We start from the raw sequence: 19,309 nt of genomic DNA, 5'->3' as shown, positions 1-19,309 counted from the left end.
ACTCGCCCCGGGGTACTTCAAAAAAGGCTCGATTGTCAGCACGATACCGAAACTACAAAAACGTTTCAGCTCAACGAACGTAACAAACGTTTGTCCGAAGAAGTCTAGCGGCTAATCTCAGGACGCGCAATCGCCTGCCCCAAAAGCAATACTTCAGAGGCTTTTCGACACAACCCTGCCACGAGGTACTTCGTGCCCGCAAACGTCTACGGTGTCGTAGGAGCAGCGGAAGCGGGAGTCGCTGCAGGTACTGGCTTTGGCTTCTTCTTCGGCACCCGCTTCTTCTCTACGGGCGGTGCCGGAGGAGGCGCAGGCGGTGCCGCTGCAACCACTGGCGGAGGCACTGCACGAAGCGCAGCCTGCAAATCGCTTACCTTTTTCTCCTCAGCCAACGCAGAATCCTGGATGTGTGCCGCGAGCGCGCGCCGCGCATCGTCAAGAGTTGCCATCGCCTGGTCGAGCGATACACTCTGAGGCTTCGGAGCCGACATCTTCGCGACACCCGCCACGCGCAGCAGCACGTCGTAGAGCGCCGTAATATTCTGGAGCACCGGCAACGTCTGTGAAACGGATTCGTGTGCCCCGTCCGCAGCGCCGAGCAGCGGGGGCAATACCGTATCGAGATCATGGCGGACTGAACGGATATTGCCATCCGTCTCGTCGCGTACCGGCAGTGGCGCCTTCCATTTCTCCGTGTGCAACTGCGTTAGAGCCTGCAGAATACCGTTCAGTGAGGGCTGCAGGATCACCGAAGGCATATCCGATTGTGGAGCGGTCGAGACGGGCGCTGTCGCCGGTGCACCCGCGGTCTGGGGGTTGGCCGCAGCCGCCTGTAGGGCGAATGCCGCGCTGGGGCTGAATGCCACAGCGAGCAGGAGCGTTGAGGATAGGAATCGCAAGATCAGTGGCCCTCCGGTGATTCGCAATATATCCAACCCGGCGGGAACCGTGCGGACGGCACAAAGCAGACGTGCCAGGACTACTCGGGTATCTTGCGACCTCTTCGCCTTTAACGCAAGTAAATCTGACCGAATACTGCCCCCTGGTCACCACGGTGCTGTTACTGGCCAGTTTTCCTAACCCATCCCCGATACGATGGAGGCAGCACCTATGGCTGACCTCAAGACCCTTACCCCCGAAATCCTGCTTCAGATTACGAAGTCGCTCAACATCCCCTTGCACTCGCTTCTGGCGGTAATCGCACTGCTCAACGAGGGCGGAACTGTGCCTTTCATCGCCCGTTACCGCAAGGAGGCGACCGGCAACCTGGACGAGGTCCAGATTCGCGACATTGAAGAGAAACTTGCCTACTTCCGCGATCTCGTCTCCCGCCGCGAGACCATCCTCGCCTCCATCCTCGAACAGGGCAAGCTTACCGACGAGCTCAAGGCCCGCATCGAGGCCACCTTCGACAAGTCCGAACTGGAAGACCTTTATCTTCCCTTCCGTCCAAAGCGCCGCACCAAAGCCACCATCGCCCGCGACAAGGGCCTCGAGCCCCTCGCGCTCTACCTCTGGAACCAGCAGCCCACTACGCAGTCTCTCGCCGAGTTCGCCCCGACCTTCGTTAGCGCCGAGCGCGAGGTCCTCTCTGTGGACGACGCGCTTGAAGGAGCACGCCACATCGTCGCCGAGATGATCAGCGAGGACGCCGACCTCCGCAAGGTCACCCGTCAACTGATGTTCGAGGAAGGCATCATCGTCAGCCGCAAGACCCTCGACGGCGTCGATGAGCAGGACAAGTTCAAGATGTACTACGACTATCGCGAGCCGGTGAAGACTATTCCCTCGCACCGCATGCTTGCCGTCCGGCGCGGCGAGACCGAGGCGATCCTCTACTTCCTCATCGAGCTTGAGCCGCTCCGTGCTACGGGACTTCTTCGCTCCCGCATCCTCCGCAACGAAGGCGACTGGACAGCACAGCTCGAACTAGCCGTTGACGACTCGTGGAAGCGCCTCCTCAACCCGTCCATACAAGGCGAGATCCGGATCGAACTAAAGAAGCGCTCCGACACCGACGCCATTCAGGTCTTCCGCGACAACCTCCAGAACCTCCTGCTCGCAGCTCCAGCGGGGCCGATCTCGGTGCTCGGCATCGATCCCGGCTTGCGCACCGGCTGCAAGGTCGCCGTTGTGGACGAGACCGGCAAGTTCCTCGCCCACGAGGTCCTCTATCTCCACACCTCGAAGAACGCCGCCTCGGGAGCAGGCGAACGCCTCGTCGCCCTCATCGCCACCCACAACGTCCGCGCGATCGCCATCGGCAACGGCACCGCCTCCCGCGAGACCGATGCCTTCGTCCGCGACACCCTCCGCGAGCACCACCTCGACACCATCTTCTCTGTCACCGTCAGCGAATCGGGAGCGAGCATCTACTCCGCCTCGGATATCGCCCGGCAGGAGTTTCCCGACCTCGACCTCACCGTCCGCGGAGCCATCTCGATTGCCCGCCGTCTACAGGACCCGCTCTCCGAACTCGTCAAGGTTGACCCGAAGTCCATCGGCGTCGGTCAGTACCAGCATGATGTCGACCAGCGTCAGCTCCAGCAGTCCCTCGAAACCACCATCGAGAGCTGCGTCAACCGCGTCGGCGTCGACCTCAATACCTCCTCGTGGACGCTGCTCCGCTACGTTGCAGGCGTCACTGAGCGCGTCGCCCTCAACATCGTCACCTACCGGGACGAGCACGGAAAGTTCCGCTCGCGCTCCCAGCTCAACAAGGTTCCGGGGATTGGTGCGAAGACCTTCGAGCAGGCTGCTGGTTTCCTGCGCATCCGCGATGGCGACAACCCGCTCGATCGCACCGCCGTCCACCCCGAGTCCTACGCCGTGGTCGAGCAGATTGCTACGTCGCTCAAAACGCCGGTCGCCAGCCTGATTGACAGCCCGCAACTTCTCACCGGCCTCGACACGAAACAGTTCGCCGTCGGAGCCTTTACGGTCAAGGACATCCTCGAAGAACTGCGCAAGCCCGGTCGCGACCCGCGTGACCAGTTCGTTGCGCCCAGCTTCAACGAGCAGGTTCGCGAGTTCGCCGACGTGCAACCGGACATGATCCTCGAAGGCGTCGTCACCAACGTCACCAAGTTCGGAGCCTTCGTCGATATCGGCGTCCATCAGGACGGTTTAGTTCACATCAGCGAACTCTCCAACCGCTATATCAAAGACCCTTCGGAAGCCGTCAAAGCCGGTCAGATCGTCAAGGTAAAAGTCCTCACCGCAGACTTCAAAACCAAGCGCATCGCCCTCTCCATGAAGGCCCTGATGGCCGGGGGCCAGAAACCGCCCACACCCAGAACCCCCACCCAACAAGGCCCGCCTCAACGGCCACCGCAACGCCCTTCAGCCGCTCCAAAACAGGCAGCCTCGCAACCGACGATGGAGGAGAAATTAGCCATCCTCGGCTCCCGCTGGAAGGTCTCCTAACCTTTCGCCCTCACCACGAAAGCCCGGGTGCCCCATCCTTCCGCAGCCCCATCGCGGAAGGGTGGGAGCGTACAAAGTCTGCACCTCAGCCTGTTTCGTCCGGCAGAAACTTGACAGAACGAGGCACGGATCAGGGGTGTTCCGTCCATACGGCGTGCAGGGACCACGTACCCAGGTACCCACTAACCCACCTGTTTTGAAGACTTTGGTACTTCAGGTACGGGGGGTAGGGGTACCTCATCTATCGCGAAAACCCAACCGTCCGCGCCAGCCGCTTGCTATCGTAAAGTCGCCCATCCTTCACAACACTCACGACACGCCGCAGGTCACTGATATTTGTCAAAGGATTGCCCTCAACCAACACCAGATCAGCCCGCTTCCCGACCTCAACACTCCCTGATTCCTTCTCCATCCGCATCGCCTTCGCCGCACCCAAAGTTGCCGTCTGAATCGCCGCCATCGGTGTCATTCCAGCCTGCACATAAAGCTCCAGCTCACGATCGAGTCCATAACCGATCAATCCAGTATCAGTTCCCGCAACAATCGGAACACCAGCTTCATAGAGCGCCTCGATCACAGAAGCATTCGTCGCCATCCGCTCCCGAAACTTGGCCTCATCCTCAGCAGGAACTCCCAAAGCGCGATACTTCGAGGCGAGCGTAAATGGAGCCGCATTGATCCCCGGCTCAAAGCTCGCCACATCCACGTTCTTCGGATGTCCAGCCATTTCGCTCCAGCTATCCGTCGGATCGACCACGATCTCATGCTTCTTCAGCAGCGCCACCAACTCCTTCGCCCGCGCGGACTGCACATCGACAGGTCCGGTCGTTCCCGGAGCAAGCATCGCCCGCCAGACAAACTGCAGGTGATTGATCTGGTCCATTCCTTCAGCAATCGCAGCAAACGTGTCAATCGCCGCAGGAACATGTCCAGTCACAGTCATCCCGCGCTTGTGCGCCTCATCGTCAATGGCAATCAGCACCTGCGGCTTGATCTGCGTATAGACCTTGATCTGGTCGAACCGCTCATCTGCATACGCATCGACCGCAGCGACGCCTTCAGCAGGCGTATTTACATCCACATTCCCGAACGCAAGCGGTCCTCCGCTATCGATCAGACCAGCGAGCAGCAGCTTCGGCCCGAGCGCATGATCGGTATCAATCCTCTGCCGAACCTGCGTCAGGAACTCTCGTTCGCCGCCACAATCCCGCGCCGTCGTCACGCCAGCAGCCAGCAAAGCCGGTCCAAACTCCACGCCCGAATAATGCGTGTGCATCTCCCAAAGCCCCGGAAGCAGCGACTTGCCCTCCGCGTGAATCACCCGCATTCCCGCCGGAACCTCGACATGTCCAGCAGCCGCAATCCGTCCCTCCCGAATCACGACTGTAGCGTTCTCGATCGCCGCACTTCCCGTCCCATCGATCAGCCGAGCGCCGACAATCGCATAGTTTCCCTGCGCCTCAGCCGGAACTTGCCGTCCGAGATCCGCCAGATCGAGCATCTCCTGCCGAACGCCGCTGTGCACCAGCTCACCCATCGCAGGCTCGTACTCGTCCAGCACAAGCTCTTGCGGCAAACCGCCTGCAAAGGTCATCACGGCAGCGAGACGACCGCTGTCGTTCATCCACAACACCTCGCGCCCAAACACCAGGTTCGCAACGGTGTAACGAGTCAGCCGCACCATCTTGTGCCGCGACTGAAAGACGTCGTGTCCAACCATCCTGATCTCAAGCGGAAGCGCATCCGCACTAGCCCGCAGGATCGACAGACGCGCAGGCTTTCCGTGCCGCGTCCAATAACGCATCATCATCATCTGGAGCGAAGCAGGCATCGTCCCAAAGCCCGCAAAGGCCACGCCTGGCCGCTGGATTGTGCGGCTCAACGCTCCCTCCTGCATCGTTGCCTTAGTTCCCGAGATCACGGTCGATGAACTCGTTCCAGCAGCTTCAGGCTCACTACGCTGCTCCAGCCTGATCGGCGTAAACGTGTGGTCTATCTGAAGTGTCGTGATGCTTCCGCGCTTCGTGCCCCGATCTGCGGTGTTCACCTGTGCAGTCATCGTCAGATCGCCACGACCGCTCTCGGTGACCGCGTACTCCTCAGTCCCAATCGCGTGGAGCAGCAGGTGAACGCTGTAGATGCCATGTTCAACGACGAGAGGCTTCTGCTGTGCCCAAATGCTTCCCGCTCCAGCGCAGAGCATGGATAAGGCTAACGGTAGAACGCGTGCTGTCATCGTGGGTTTAGCGCCTCTCAACTTCGTAACCAGAGCCTTCCCGGAGACTACCATCGCGTGCGCAGGAAGCCGAATGCCGCCACCCAATGGTCAGACCTTTGACGAATGCACCTCAGGGAACGTAAAACAGAGTCGTATCTTGTTGATCGTTCCAGACCAGAAGGCTTCCATGCTCTCAGCCGCCATCCTCGCCGAACTCGCCGCAGCCGTTGGACCTGGAGGTCTGATCGTCGAGCAGAATCAACTCCAGACCTATGAGTGCGATGGCCTTGCCGCGCTAAGGACAGTCCCCGCAGCCGTTGTGCTGCCACGTTCGACCGCCGAGGTTCAGGCCGTCATCCGCGTCTGCGACCGTCACACAATTCCCTTTGTAGCGCGCGGAGCAGGTACGGGGCTCTCGGGCGGTGCGCTGCCGGATGGCTTAGGCATCGTGATCGGCTTTGCCCGCATGACGCGCATCCTCGACATCGACATCCCGAACCAGCGCGTGACGGTTGAGCCAGGTGTGATCAACAGCCACGTCTCCCAGCGCGTCGCTGCACAAGGGTACTTCTACGCGCCCGATCCCTCCTCCCAGACCGTCTGCACGATCGGCGGCAATGTAGCCGAAAACGCCGGCGGAGCGCACTGCCTGAAGTACGGCTTCACCACAACGCACGTCCTCGGACTTGAGGTCGTGATGCCCACAGGCGAACTCGCCCACTTTGGCGGATCGACGCTCGACGCGCCCGGCTACGATCTCGCCGGTGTCTTCGTAGGGTCGGAAGGAACTCTCGGGGTCGTTACCGCGATCACGCTACGCATTGTGAAGAAGCCTGAAACCGTTCAGGTGCTCCTCGCCGCCTTCGACACCATCTCCGCTGCTGCACAGTCTGTGTCGGACATCATCGCCGCGGCGATTCTGCCTGCGGCGATGGAGATCATGGATCGCCTCTCCATCCGCGCCGCGGAAGCTTCTGTGCATCCCAACTATCCCGATGCTGAGGCTCTGCTGCTGGTGGAGGTCGATGGCTCAGCGACTGAGGTGACAATCCAGATGGACCAGATCCGCGCGATCTGCAAGGTCAATGGTGCCTGGGAAGATCGCCTGGCGCAGAGCGAACGCGAGCGGATGCTGGTGTGGAAGGGTCGCAAAGCAGCCTTCGCCGCTGCGGGCCGCATCGCGCCGAACTACATCGTGCAGGATGGTGTGATCCCGCGGACCAAGCTGCCCGTCGTGCTCGAGGCAATCGGCAGGATGGCCGAGGCAACGGGCCTGCAGGTATCGAATGTCTTCCATGCGGGCGACGGCAACCTGCATCCGATCGTGCTCTACAACGCAGCCATTCCTGGACAGGAAGAGGTCGCTGTCGACCTCTCCATTCGGATTCTCCACCTGTGTGTCGATCACGGCGGATCGATTACAGGAGAGCATGGTGTTGGCAAGGAGAAGCAGGAGGCGATGGGCTATATGTACTCCGAGCCCGACCTTGCGACGATGCAGCTTGTCCGCATGGCCTTCGATCCCCAGAATATTGCAAACCCAGACAAGCTCTTCCCGCGCACAAAGCTGTGCGGGGAGAAGTCCGGACCTTACCATCCGCACCCACTCGAGACAGCGGGAGTAGCGCAGTACTTCTAGCTCCCTCATGATCGAACAGACCTCAAAACCGGCGGTTCCACTTGAAGATTTCGCATCGATCGTTGGGCTGGACCACGCCTTTGAGCGAGATGGCAAGCTCTACCTCTCGCCTGCGAACACTGAGGAGATTGCAGCCGTGCTGCGGCTTGCGAACTCAGAAGGGATCGTAGTTCATCCGATGGGCAGCGGCACAAAGTCGGCCTGGTCGGATGCTCCCCGCTCAGGCATCGTGCTTCGCACCTCGCGGCTGAACGCGGTGCTCGATCATACGTGGCAGGATATGACGTGCAGCGTACAGACAGGCTGCACCTGGGCTGCAATGCAACTGACACTCGCTGCACATGGCCAGTTCGTTGCGCTCGATCCGCTATGGCCCGAGCAGGCGACGATCGGTGGCATCGTTGCGACGAATGAATCCGGGGCGTTGCGTCTCAAGTACGGCAGCCTGCGCGACCTTGTTATCGGCATGACCATCGTTCTGGCGGATGGGACAGTTGCAAGAACTGGCGGCAAGGTCGTGAAGAACGTCGCTGGATACGATCTGCATAAGCTAATGACCGGGGCGTTTGGCACACTTGGCTTCATTACGGAGATCAACTTTCGGCTGCACTCTCTGCCGACTGCGCGCGAGAGCTTTACGGTCTCCTCGCAGACTGTGGAACCTTTGGGAGAGTTGATGCTGCATTTGGTGGACTCGCACCTGAGTTTGCATGCGCTCCAGTTGCGAACGCACGAAGGAATTTTCCATCTGGATATCGAGCTTGCTTCTCTACCGCAGACCCTTGACGAACATAGACTGCTGCTCGAAGCGATCGCTCATGAGAAACAGCTTCGTATCGTTGCGGCTGCCGCAGACATCTGGCAACGCCGAGCCTTGCTCTTCGATCAACAGGATACCTTCACGATCAAAGCGACGATGTTGCCCACTGAGATCGCTCGCTTCTCCGGAGTGATCAGCGGACTCGCTGGAAGCGCCATCACCCAAGCCACCGGCATCATGATGGCGATGCTTCCTGCTTCAGCGTCGGAGAAGATTCCCTCCCTGCGGGAACAACTTGCAGTAAGCGGCGGATCTCTCACGGTTCTCAGCCAGCCTTTATCCAGCAACCTTGACCGATGGGGACCACTTCCGGATTCCTTTCCTGTCATGCAGCGGCTGAAAGAACGCTTTGACCCGCAACGCACCCTCAACCCTGGCTGCTTTTTAGGTGGGATCTAACGTGAATCTGGTAACGCTCACCGAGCCTAAACCTTCGAACTTCGACGCGCATCATCCGCCGTCGCCCGCGCTTATCGACGACTGCGTTCACTGTGGGTTCTGCCTGCCAGCTTGCCCGACCTACGCGCTATGGGGCGAGGAGATGGACTCGCCGCGCGGCCGCATCTACATGATGAAGAAATCGACGCAGGGAACTGCGCCGCTCGATCAGCGCTTTCGGCAGCATATGGATAACTGCCTCGGTTGCATGGCCTGCATGACAGCCTGTCCCTCTGGCGTGCAGTACGACAAGCTGATCGAAGATACCCGCGCGCAGATCGAACGCAATGTACCACGCACTCCATCAGACCGACTCTTCCGCAAGCTGCTCTTTGCGACGTTTCCTTACGCTGGCCGACTTCGACTTATCGCGCTGCCGATGCTGGTCTATCAGCGCACCGGGCTGCAGAAGCTCGTCCGGGCGAGCGGTCTTCTGCGGCTGCTTCCGCGCAAGCTAGCCAACATGGAGGCGCTGCTTCCGCGTGTGCCGACGACTCTCTTTCGGCATCTTCCTCGAAGCGTTCAGCCTGCGGCGAAGCCTCGTCGACGCGTCGGCATGCTCACGGGATGTGTCCAGCAGGTCTTCTTTCAGCACGTCAATGAAGCAACAGCGCGAGTGCTTGCGGCAGAGGGTTGCGAGATCGTCATTCCCTCGGCGCAGCAGTGCTGTGGTGCGCTCATGGTTCACTCCGGTCTGGAGGAAGATGCCTGCAACCTCGCACGCGCGATGATTGCCACCTTCGAGAGAGAGAATGTCGACACGATCGTGATCAACGCCGCGGGCTGCGGCTCCACCATGAAGGAGTATGGCTATCTCCTTCGCGACGATCCTGCATGGTCCGCACGCGCGGCGTCCTTCAGCAGCAAATGCCTCGACATCTCGGAGATCCTTGCGGACCTGCCTACACAGGCTGCGCGCCACCCTCTCGCGATGCGGGTGGCGTATCACGATGCCTGCCATCTTCGTCATGCACAGGCCATCTTCGAGCAGCCCCGGCAACTGCTCGCGGGCATTCCAGACCTGCAAGTTGTTGAGGTGCAGGACGCCAATATCTGCTGTGGCTCCGCCGGAGTCTACAACCTGCTGCAGCCCGAAGCTGCTACCGAACTTGGCGATCGCAAGGTTGAGAACTTGCTGGCGACCAAAGCCGAGGCAGTCATCTCGGCTAATCCCGGCTGCCTGATTCAGTTAATGAGTGGACTGCAGCGGCGCGGACTCAACACGATGCCGACCTTCCACATGGTCGAGCTGCTTGACGCCTCCATTCGCAACATTCCAGCGGCTACTCTCCTGCAGCGATGATTTGCTGCAGGAGAGTTCCCGTTAGGCGAGAGTCAGCGAAGGTGGTGCGCTTGCAGGATCAGCGCCGAGGGTAAGGTTCGGCTGAGGTCCCATCTCAAGGACGATCTTGCCACCCTTCGCGATGTCGCTGTGATTGAACCATGTGCGCTGCTGCGGTGCACCATTGAGCGCGAAGGATTGAACGTACTGATGCGCAGGGTCCTTGCGGCGAACTTCGATCTCCAACGTCTTTCCGCCACCCAGCGCAACACTTGCATGCTCGAAGAGTGGCGAGCCGATGATGTAGTTGCCGCTGACCGCGTCGACCGGATAGAAGCCAAGCGCACTCAACACGAACCACGCCGACATCTGCCCGACATCTTCATTGCCCTGCATGCCGTCCGGATTAGGCGAGTACATCGTCTCCATCAGACTGCGCACGCGCGCCTGTGTCTTATGCGGCTCGCCAGCGTAGACATAGAGATAGGCGATGTGATGTGAGGGCTCATTGCCATGGGCATACTGGCCGACCAGACCGGCAATATCAGGCGGTGCATCGGCTGGCAGTGTCGAGGGAGTGGTGAACAACTCATCGAGCTTTGCAAGAAACTGCGGACGTCCGCCGAAGAGCTGGATCAGACCGGCAGGATCGTGCTGTACGGCGAAGGTCGTCTGCCACGCATTCGATTCCGTGTAGTCGCGGAATTTGTCGTCATGGCCCATATCGATCGGATTGAAGGCCGTGAGACCGTGGCCCTCCGACGATCCTGCCCATGAGCCATCAGCGAACTTCGGACGCATAAAGCCAATCGAGCTATCGAAGTAGTTCTTATAGTTGGTCGAGCGCTTGGTGAGCATGGCAGCGTCGTCCGACTTGCCGAGCTTCTTCGCAACGTGCGCGATGGCCCAATCGTCGTAGCAGTATTCGAAGGTCTTCGAGACGGACTCGTCTTCCTTATCAGCCGGAATGTAGCCCATCGAGCGGTAGTACGGCAGGCCTCGATACTTGTCCACCATCGCCCGCTTCATCATGAGCTCGTAGGCTTTCTCGGTATCGATTCCGGGGAAGCCCTTATTGATCGCTTCAGAGATGACGGCGGCCGAGTGGTAGCCGGTCATTGTGCCCGTTTCAGTTCCCTGCAAGGGCCAAACAGCCATCCCCTTCGGACTTTCAGTAGCCATGCGCATCAAGGTATTTACGAACTGCGGCACACGCTCTGGCTCGATCAAGGTGTAGGTCGGGTGAGCCGCACGGTAGGTATCCCACAGAGAGAAAGTCGTGTAGTTATGCTGCCCTGCTGGAAGCTGGTGGATCTCGCCGTCCATGCCGCGATAGTGGCCGTCGGCATCGTCAAACAGCGTCGGTCCGAGCGAGAGATGGTAGAGCGCGGTGTAGAAGACTCGCTTGTGGTCTTCATTTGCCGTCGTGACATGGATCTTGCCGATTTGCATACGCCACTTCTCGAGAGCCTGCTTGCGCGTCTGATCGAAATTCCAACCTGGCTGCTCGGCCTTGAGGTTCGCGCCCGCCGCTTCGGCGCTGACGCCAGAGATGCCGGTCCGTACAAGGATGACTTCTTTCGCCTTCGTCTTGAAGTGCAGCACGCACTTCAGATTGGTGCCGGTAAGCGGACCCGTCGGCGCTGGCACTTCCTTATCGTCCTGATAGAAGACGATGCTCGTCGGCTGCTTCGACACCTGAAGGGTGAAATAGGCGTGACGCCCCGAGCCCCAGGCACGTGTGCGACGACCGCCGCTGAGCGTATCTCCAAAGACCTTGACGAGTTCAGAGGACATCACGTTGGGTGTGCCACCGCCATCATAGCCATGCTGCAGGTCGAGGATGAGATATGCCTCATCGCTCGCTGGAAAGGTGTAGCGATGGAGGCCTGTGCGCTCCGTCGCAGTCAATTCCGCCTTGATGCCGTGATCCTTCAGCAGCACGGAGTAGTAGCCAGGTTCGACCAGCTCATCCTTGTGATCGAAGCGCGACCGATAGCCCGCATCAGGGTTCTCGCGGGTGCCGGGAACGATCTTCGCGGGACCGGTGCCTGCCATGACGAGGAAGTCTAGAAGGTCGCCGCAGCCCGTACCGCTGAGGTGTGTGTGGCTGAAACCCATGATCGATGTATCCGAGACGTGGTAGCCGGAGCACCAGTCCCATCCCTCCGTGTAGGTATCGGGGCTGAGCTGGACCGCTCCGAATGGCACACTTGCGCCCGGATAACAGTGGCCGTGACCGCCTGTGCCAATTCGCGGATCGACCCAGCGGAGGGGATCGTCACCCGGCAGCGTCTTGGCGACACCAGCCAGAGCGGTAGTGGGAAGGCTGACGGCGGCATAAGCTGCAGCAGCACCATTGAGAAAATTCCTGCGAGAGATCGGCATTTATCCTGCTCCAATACATCGGGTCGTAGCTATCCCTTAGACTGGAAACGTTACCAGTGGGGAGCGCAATAAGCAACGCTCCCTAGTTTGAACGCTTTCTACCAGATTGAGCAAGCTCCGGGCGGAAACGGCCTGACGAGCGGATTAAGGACCCTGACGATGCATGACGCAATGACGCGACGTTCCCTGATGAAATCGGCCGGACAGGTCTCACTTGGACTGGCAGCCCGCTCCCTCTGGCCCAGCCTCGCCCTTGCCGAGCAGACTGGCAACATGACGACCTCGCAGCGGCCAGTTGCCGCCGACCGCAAGTTCCATTCCGCAGCGGTCGAGGAGTTCATCACGCAAACGTCGAAGCGCGTCGCCGATCCTGAACTCGCTATGCTCTTCGCCAATTGCTATCCGAACACGCTCGACACGACAGTCGAGCCCGGCACCTTCGAAGGAAAGCCCGATACCGCCGTGATTACAGGCGACATCGCCGCCATGTGGCTGCGGGACTCCTCCGCGCAGGTCTGGCCTTACTTGCCGTTCGCCTCGAAAGATCCCGCACTGCGGGCGCTGCTCGAAGGCGTCATCCGCCGCCAGGCCCGCTGCATCCTCATCGATCCCTACGCCAATGCCTTTATGGCTGATCTCTCCGCACCCGCCCTCGAAGGAAGCCGCAAGGATAAGACTGACATGAAGCAGGGGGTAGGCGAGCGCAAGTGGGAGTTGGATTCGCTCTGCTACCCCATTCGGCTCGCACACGGCTATTGGAAACAGACTGGAGACGTGAAGCCCTTCGACGCGCGCTGGCGGCAGGCCGTGACCCTGATCGTTGCAACCATGCGGGTCCAGCAACGCAAGCACGGCGAGGGTCCTTACCGTTTTCAGCGCGTCTCAGACGTCGCGACCGAGACGCTTCCGTCCGTCGGCTACGGCAATCCCGTAAAGCCCGTTGGTTTAATCGCCTCCGGCTTCCGCCCGTCCGACGACGCGTGTATCTTCCCGTTCCTCGTGCCGGCAAATCTTTTTGCCGTCACCTCGCTCCGACACCTCGCTGAGATGGCACATGCCATCCTGCATGACGAAGCACTCGCCAACGATGCCCAGACCCTGGCTGCAGAGGTCGAACAAGCCCTCCGTCAATACGCCATCGCTCCCACAAAGGCAGGGACCATCTGGGCTTACGAGGTCGACGGCTTCGGCAGCCAGCTCCTTATGGACGACGCCAATGTTCCAAGCCTCCTCGGTCTTCCATACATCGCCAGTTCCCCCGATGCAGCGTTATACGCACGGACTAGAAGTTTCGTCTGGAGTGAGCAGAATCCGTGGTTCTTCCACGGCGCTGCTGGCGAAGGTATCGGTGGTCCCCACGAGGGCAAAGATATGATCTGGCCGATGGCGCAGATCATTTATGCACTCACCAGCACCTCCGACACTGAGATCCGCCGCTCCCTGGTGATGCTGAAGGCCTCGTCCGCAGGCAGCGGCTTCATGCACGAAAGCTACTTCAAGGATGACCCGAAGCGGTTTACGCGAACGTGGTTCGCCTGGGCCAACACGCTCTTTGGCGAACTCGTCGGCCATCTGGCCGCAACGCGTCCGGAGCTGCTGCATGAATAAATTCAGCCTGTTGGCGTACCCTGAAGCAAGCACTGGCCTGCCTGCCCTCGGGCACGCCAAGGAGAGGAGCGCACGATGGACCGTCGTAATTTTCTGACGCAGGGTGGGTTGCTCACCCTTGCCGGCGTAGCTCCCGCATCTGCTACACCATCCCATTCGGAGAGACGGTCTATGCCTCAGACAGCCATCCACCGCATTCAGGCCGACGGTGTGACCGTCTTCTATCGCGAGGCCGGCGATCCCAGTGCACCGGTCGTCCTTCTCCTCCACGGGTTTCCAACATCGTCCTTTCAGTACCGCGAGTTGATCCCGCGCCTCGCCGATCGCTATCACGTCATTGCGCCCGACCTCCCCGGTTTCGGCTTCACCGAAGTGCCTGCGGATCGACGCTATACATACACCTTTGACGCCCTCGCACGCACTGTGCTTGCCTTCACCGAAGCCTTGCATCTGCAGCGATACGCGCTCTATGTATTCGACTACGGCGCGCCAACCGGCTTCCGCCTCGCCATGGCCCATCCCGAACGGGTCACCGCCATCGTTTCGCAGAATGGCAACGCCTACGAAGAGGGCCTCGGCGATGCGTGGGCCCCGATCCAGCAGTATTGGCGCGAACCCACGGCAGCGCACCGCGAAGTCGTTCACCAGGCATTGAACCCAGAGGGCATTCGCTACCAGTACACCGAAGGCGTACCTCACCCCGAGAGGATCGGACCCGAGAGCTACACGCTTGACTCGGCAATGATCGCTCGTCCAGGGAATATGGATATTCAGCTCGATCTCTTCCTCGACTACGCGAACAACGTGAAGCTCTACCCAGCCTTCCAGCAGTACTTTCGCACCGCCAAACCGCCGCTACTCGCCATATGGGGAGAGCACGATCCGTTCTTCATCCCCGCTGGTGCCAAGGCGTTTACGCGCGACAATTCGAACGCGACCGTCCAGTTTCTGGATACGGGTCACTTCGCGCTTGAGACCCATGTCGAGGAGGTCGCCGCTGCCATGCGTCACTTTCTTGAGACCGCAGGCATATAAGCCTGGGAAACGTCCTCACGGACTTAGCGAAGACGCTCACGCGGCCGGATGCGCCTGATTCAGGTGGTCTCGGCTCCGCGAGTCGCCCGTCTTCGGGCGCCACGTGGGTGCAGCGCCTTCACTGAAGTCTTCGGCTTTTTCTTGAGATCAAGCGTGTTCGCCGCCATGTGGTCTCGTAGAATCCGTGACTTGTCCTGCTCGCGACTCTGCGCCAACAGGTTATTAGCGTCGATGAGGTGGGCAGCCATTAGCCGGGATGCTTCTTCCGCGTCGCGCTGCTCGATCGCAATCAGGATCGGCTTATGGAATGCCAGAGTGTGCTCTAAGTCGACGAGCTGCGAGGTCACCATGATCATATTCAGCATAGCTCGATGAATCGTCTGAAACAGGCGGGTCGTCAGACGATTGCCCGAGGCCTGAAAGATCGTGCGATGAAAGAGCAGGTCCGACGCCACAAGCTTGACGCGATCCCGCTCGCTGCTTTCGAGGTCTGCGATAGATTTTCGTAGCAATGCAATGTCAGCGGATGTTGCGCGCTCCGCAGCCTTGCCCGCGATTGCCGGCTCCATCAGTAAGCGAAGCTCGGTAAGCTCCTGCACCGATGTATCGTCCAGCAGAAACAGAAACTCCATCGGGACTGCCAGCACCGAGGATGCGTCTCGGTTGAGATAACTACCATCGCCAACCTTTTGTGTAATCACGCCCATGATCTGCAGGACTTTCAGCGCCTGGCGCAGGGACGACCGAGCCACGTTAAAGTGGCCTGCCAGTTCACGCTCTGGAGGAAGCTTGCACCCTGGCGTCAGGATGCCGTCCGCAAGCATCTGTTGGAAACGGAGGATGAGCAGGTGCGTCACATCATCTTTGTCATGCAGGACATGCTCGGAGGATCCTGCGAGATGCATCGTGCGCCGCCCATTCATGCTTCCATAGTGCGTTGAAGGTAAGTGAAAGTCAAAGCAATCCACCCCGGGTTTTGTGCAAAGGTAGTACCTATACTCTGTATTGCAATCAATGCTCCGGCGATCAGACTCGATCGCCCATGGCGTAATTTACCTGTATATAGGAACACTGAACGTAGCCAAACTCCACGATTTGACAGAACGACACACCGGTACTACCTTTGTACCCGCTTAGAAAGACCAGTCATTTTGGAAGCGGGTACCAGGAAACACATGATGAGCCAAAACTTCTTTCGGATTCTAGGAATGTCCTCATTGGCCGGCACGCTGCTGATCGCCTGCACCGCCGCTGCGCAGGTCGAACAGGGTCGTTTCGTGGGCCGCATCGCCGACCCGCAGGACTCAACCATCGTCGGAGCCATCGTCAAAATCACGAACAATGGAACCAATATTGTGCAAACGGCTACCACCGACAACAGCGGCAACTTTGTCGTTACACCGGTCCAGGCAGGAATCTACACGCTCAGCGTGACGGCACCCGGCTTCGAGACCACCACCACCTCGAAGATCGAAGTGCAGGTTGGCCAGATCGTACGGGAGGACCTCAAGCTTGCGGTCGGTTCGTCGAACGTCACCGTCGAAGTCACCACAACAACTCCGCTCCTCACCACTGACTCGGCGACCGTGGGCCAGGTCATCACCAACCAGCAACTTACTGGTCTGCCGCTGAACGGCCGTGGCTTCTACCGACTGGCCGAGTTGACCCCCGGTGCCGCACTGCTCGCGCCAACGGGAAACTCGCTTGCCATCAGGCCCGAGGTCGTCGACGGCAACACGATCAGCGGCATTCGCGGTAGTGCCACCTCCTTTCTGCTCGACGGCGTTGATGTCAGCGAACAGCACCAGGGAGGCACCTTCATCCAAACCTCGATCGACGCGCTGCAGGAGTTCTCGGTACAACAGAGTCCCTACTCCGCCGAATACAACCGCGGTGGTGCCTTCTTCAACGCGACCGTCAAGAGCGGTACTAACCAGCTTCACGGTGGCATCTTCGAGTTCATTCGGAATGACAAGCTCGATGCTCGCAACTTCTTCGCACTGACCCGCCAGATTCTGAAGCGGAACCAATTCGGCGGCGATGTCGGCGGCCCACTCGTCATCCCGCATCTGTACAACGGTCGCGATAAGAGCTTCTTCTTCTTCGACTACGAAGGTCAGCGTTTGCGCCAGGGCGAGGTCTTCAACAGCATCGTCGCCAGCAACGCACAGCGCGCAGGAAACTTTGGCTCAAAGACTATCTACGACCCGCTCCTCACCAGGACCGTTGGTGGTGTCGTGGTGCGCACACCGTTCGCCAACAACACCATCCCGGCGGGTCGGTTGTCCTCTGCCGCGCTCGCTATCCAGAACTTCAATCCCGCTCCCAACACGACGACAGGAACCTTCAGCTACGCTCCCTCGCAAGCTATCGACTTCAACCAGTACACCGTTCGCCTCGACCACACTATCAACGCCAGCAATCGCCTCTTCGCCCGATGGATCTACGTCACCAACCGCGAAGTCGATCCAAACTCGTCCCCAAGCCTCGGCACCGCCTCGCTCACCTCGATTGGTCAGGACATTGCTGTTGGCGTAATCACCAACCTTGGTGCGAACAAGGTCAATGAGGCCAGGGTCCACTTTCTTCCCAGCCACGTCCGCCTCAGCGCCTTCCTGCAGGGGCCGGACTTCAACGGCCAGTTCGGCGTCGCTGGCTTCACCCCACAACTTCGTCCGGGCTCCGGCGGGTCGTTCCCCGACTACGCCTGGAGCGGTTACACCTCTCTTCAGGGCTCAGCCTTCGACCAGCGTCCCAAGTCGCAGGACCGCAAGGCGGCAGAAGGAACCGAAAACTTCACCATCCTCAAAGGCAAACACTCCATCAAGTTTGGAACACTGATCCGCTACTATCAGTGGCTCGGCTATGACAGCGAAACCTACGCGGGACAGTTCAACTTCAACGGCAATGCATCTGGGGATGCCTATGCTGATTTCCTTCTTGGCTATCCATCGTCCATCGCACGCGCTTACCCGGCGAACAACTTTGGTGGCCAGCAGACCTACAAGCAGTTCTTCGTTCAGGATGACATCCGACTCAGCTCTCGGCTCACCATCAACGCCGGTCTTCGCTACGAATATTCGCCCTGGATGGCTGGTTACAAGGGCCAGATCGGCACCTTCGATCCAACACAGGCGAAGCCCATCATCGTCTCCGGTACGGGCACCGTGCCCGACCTGACCTCGCAGTATGCAGCGCCAGCCGCCTTCCAGTTTTTTGGACAGTACATCCAGACCAGCAGCCAGGCCGGCCTGCCCATCAATATCACCTATACGGATAAGCATCAGTTCGGTCCGCGGTTCGGGATTGCCTACTCTGCCGCGAAAAAGACGGTCATCCGCGGTGGTTTCGGCATGTTTTATGAACCTGAGGGCTCAAGCGGTCGCGTGAACCTGGACATGCTTCCCTTCCGTCTCGCAGAGACCGTCAACCAGACTCAAAACGTCGTGCCGACAAGGACGCTATCTAACTTCTTCCTCGGCACAGCACTCGGTTCCGCACAGGCCAACCCAACCCTTGTCCCCAGCAAGACTCACCTCAACGTTGGCTATAACGAGCACTACAGCCTCGGCGTCCAGCAGCAACTCACCAATAATGACGTACTCGAAGTTGGCTATGTCGGCAATCACGGTGTGGACCTGAATGGCACCAATGACTTCAACGATCCAACCCCCGGACCGGGTGCTATCCAGGGTCGCCGACCCTATCAGCCGTGGGGCACGATCACCTACAACACGCAGGATACTTCGACCAACTACAACTCGCTGCAAGCCAAGCTTGAGCACCGCACCGGCTACGGGCTCACCGCACTTGTTGCCTATACCTATTCGAAGTTCTTTCAGTTCAACCAATCGCCCTCAATCGGTGGAAACACCGGCTACGAGTACGCGCTTTCGCCCTACGACACTCCGCAGAACCTCGCCATGAGTGGCAGCTACCAACTCCCTGTCGGTCGCGGTCGTCAATTCCTCGGCACCACCAACAAAGCTGTGGACAGCGTTCTTGGTGGCTGGCAACTCCAGACCATCGTCGTTCTCCGCAGCGGTGTACCGTACACTCCGGTGATCTCTGGCGACCGCGCTAACACTGGTGTCGGCAGCCAGCGGCCCATCCTCAATCCTGCGGGCGGCTCACCTACCTTCCAGCGGTCCATCGCCAACTGGTTCGATAAAACGCGCTACGTCAACGCGCCGCTTTATACCTACGGCAACGTGCTTGCCAACAGCCTCCGCTCCGACATGTATCGTCAGTACGACGCATCCATCTTCAAGAACTTCAACCTTCCCCACGAGAGCGTCATGTCCTTCCGCGCCGAGTTCTTCAACATCTCCAACACCACTAGCTTCAACGCGCCCAACGCCACTGTTGACGCAACCGCCGGTGGCCAGGTCACCAGCACCTCAGTTCCGTCACGCGATATCCAGTTCGCTCTCAAGTACAACTTTTAACCACGAA

General features: G+C 59.5%; 11 protein-coding genes. 7 read left to right on the top strand and 4 right to left on the bottom strand.

Annotation, left to right across the window (positions count from 1 at the left end):
• Positions 1 to 206: 206 nt before the first annotated feature.
• Positions 207 to 899: a hypothetical protein gene (locus tag OHL20_RS16945; protein ID WP_263384360.1), complete on the bottom strand. Its 693-nt coding sequence runs from the start codon at positions 897 to 899 to the stop codon at positions 207 to 209.
• Between the two features lie 211 nt (positions 900 to 1,110).
• Here OHL20_RS16945 and OHL20_RS16940 point away from each other — a divergent pair, with 211 nt between their 5' ends.
• Positions 1,111 to 3,426, top strand: a complete 2,316-nt coding sequence (locus OHL20_RS16940; protein WP_263384359.1) for a Tex family protein — start codon at positions 1,111 to 1,113, stop codon at positions 3,424 to 3,426.
• 241 nt (positions 3,427 to 3,667) lie between these two features.
• On the opposite strand, the gene OHL20_RS16935 is transcribed toward OHL20_RS16940, so the two are convergent.
• Positions 3,668 to 5,662 carry an amidohydrolase family protein gene (locus tag OHL20_RS16935; RefSeq protein WP_263384358.1) on the bottom strand — a complete coding sequence of 665 codons (1,995 nt, stop codon included), beginning with the start codon at positions 5,660 to 5,662 and terminating at the stop codon, positions 3,668 to 3,670.
• Between the two features lie 73 nt (positions 5,663 to 5,735).
• On the opposite strand from OHL20_RS16935, the gene OHL20_RS16930 reads away from it, so the two are divergent.
• The 3 genes from OHL20_RS16930 to OHL20_RS16920 are packed head-to-tail and all read left to right on the top strand — an operon-like array spanning position 5,736 to position 9,844.
• The gene (locus OHL20_RS16930) at positions 5,736 to 7,283 is read left to right on the top strand and encodes an FAD-linked oxidase C-terminal domain-containing protein (protein ID WP_263384357.1); all 1,548 of its coding nucleotides are present in this window, start codon (positions 5,736 to 5,738) and stop codon (positions 7,281 to 7,283) included.
• Between the two features lie 7 nt (positions 7,284 to 7,290).
• Positions 7,291 to 8,502: an FAD-binding oxidoreductase gene (locus OHL20_RS16925; protein WP_263384356.1), complete on the top strand. Its 1,212-nt coding sequence runs from the start codon at positions 7,291 to 7,293 to the stop codon at positions 8,500 to 8,502.
• Position 8,503: 1 nt separating this feature from the next.
• Positions 8,504 to 9,844, top strand: a complete 1,341-nt coding sequence (locus OHL20_RS16920; RefSeq protein ID WP_263384355.1) for a (Fe-S)-binding protein — start codon at positions 8,504 to 8,506, stop codon at positions 9,842 to 9,844.
• A gap of 21 nt (positions 9,845 to 9,865) precedes the next feature.
• On the opposite strand, the gene OHL20_RS16915 is transcribed toward OHL20_RS16920, so the two are convergent.
• Positions 9,866 to 12,211, bottom strand: coding sequence for a GH92 family glycosyl hydrolase (locus tag OHL20_RS16915; RefSeq protein WP_263384354.1), 2,346 nt, complete (start codon positions 12,209 to 12,211; stop codon positions 9,866 to 9,868).
• A gap of 171 nt (positions 12,212 to 12,382) precedes the next feature.
• Between OHL20_RS16915 and OHL20_RS16910 the strand changes: the two genes are divergently transcribed.
• Positions 12,383 to 13,819: a glycoside hydrolase family 125 protein gene (locus OHL20_RS16910; RefSeq protein WP_263384353.1), complete on the top strand. Its 1,437-nt coding sequence runs from the start codon at positions 12,383 to 12,385 to the stop codon at positions 13,817 to 13,819.
• A gap of 75 nt (positions 13,820 to 13,894) precedes the next feature.
• A complete protein-coding gene (locus tag OHL20_RS16905) occupies positions 13,895 to 14,854 on the top strand; it encodes an alpha/beta fold hydrolase (protein WP_263384352.1) in 960 nt (319 codons plus the stop codon).
• A 59-nt stretch (positions 14,855 to 14,913) separates the two neighbouring features.
• Here OHL20_RS16905 and OHL20_RS16900 read toward each other — a convergent pair whose 3' ends face one another.
• Entirely contained in the window at positions 14,914 to 15,759 is an 846-nt protein-coding gene (locus tag OHL20_RS16900; protein WP_263384351.1) for a FadR/GntR family transcriptional regulator, read from the bottom strand.
• Between the two features lie 270 nt (positions 15,760 to 16,029).
• Here OHL20_RS16900 and OHL20_RS16895 point away from each other — a divergent pair, with 270 nt between their 5' ends.
• Positions 16,030 to 19,302: a TonB-dependent receptor gene (locus tag OHL20_RS16895; protein ID WP_263384350.1), complete on the top strand. Its 3,273-nt coding sequence runs from the start codon at positions 16,030 to 16,032 to the stop codon at positions 19,300 to 19,302.
• Positions 19,303 to 19,309 lie beyond the last annotated feature (7 nt).

The organism is Granulicella arctica, from assembly GCF_025685605.1.
GTDB lineage: Bacteria > Acidobacteriota > Terriglobia > Terriglobales > Acidobacteriaceae > Edaphobacter > Edaphobacter arcticus.
This window is presented reverse-complemented; position numbering and strand designations above follow the sequence as displayed.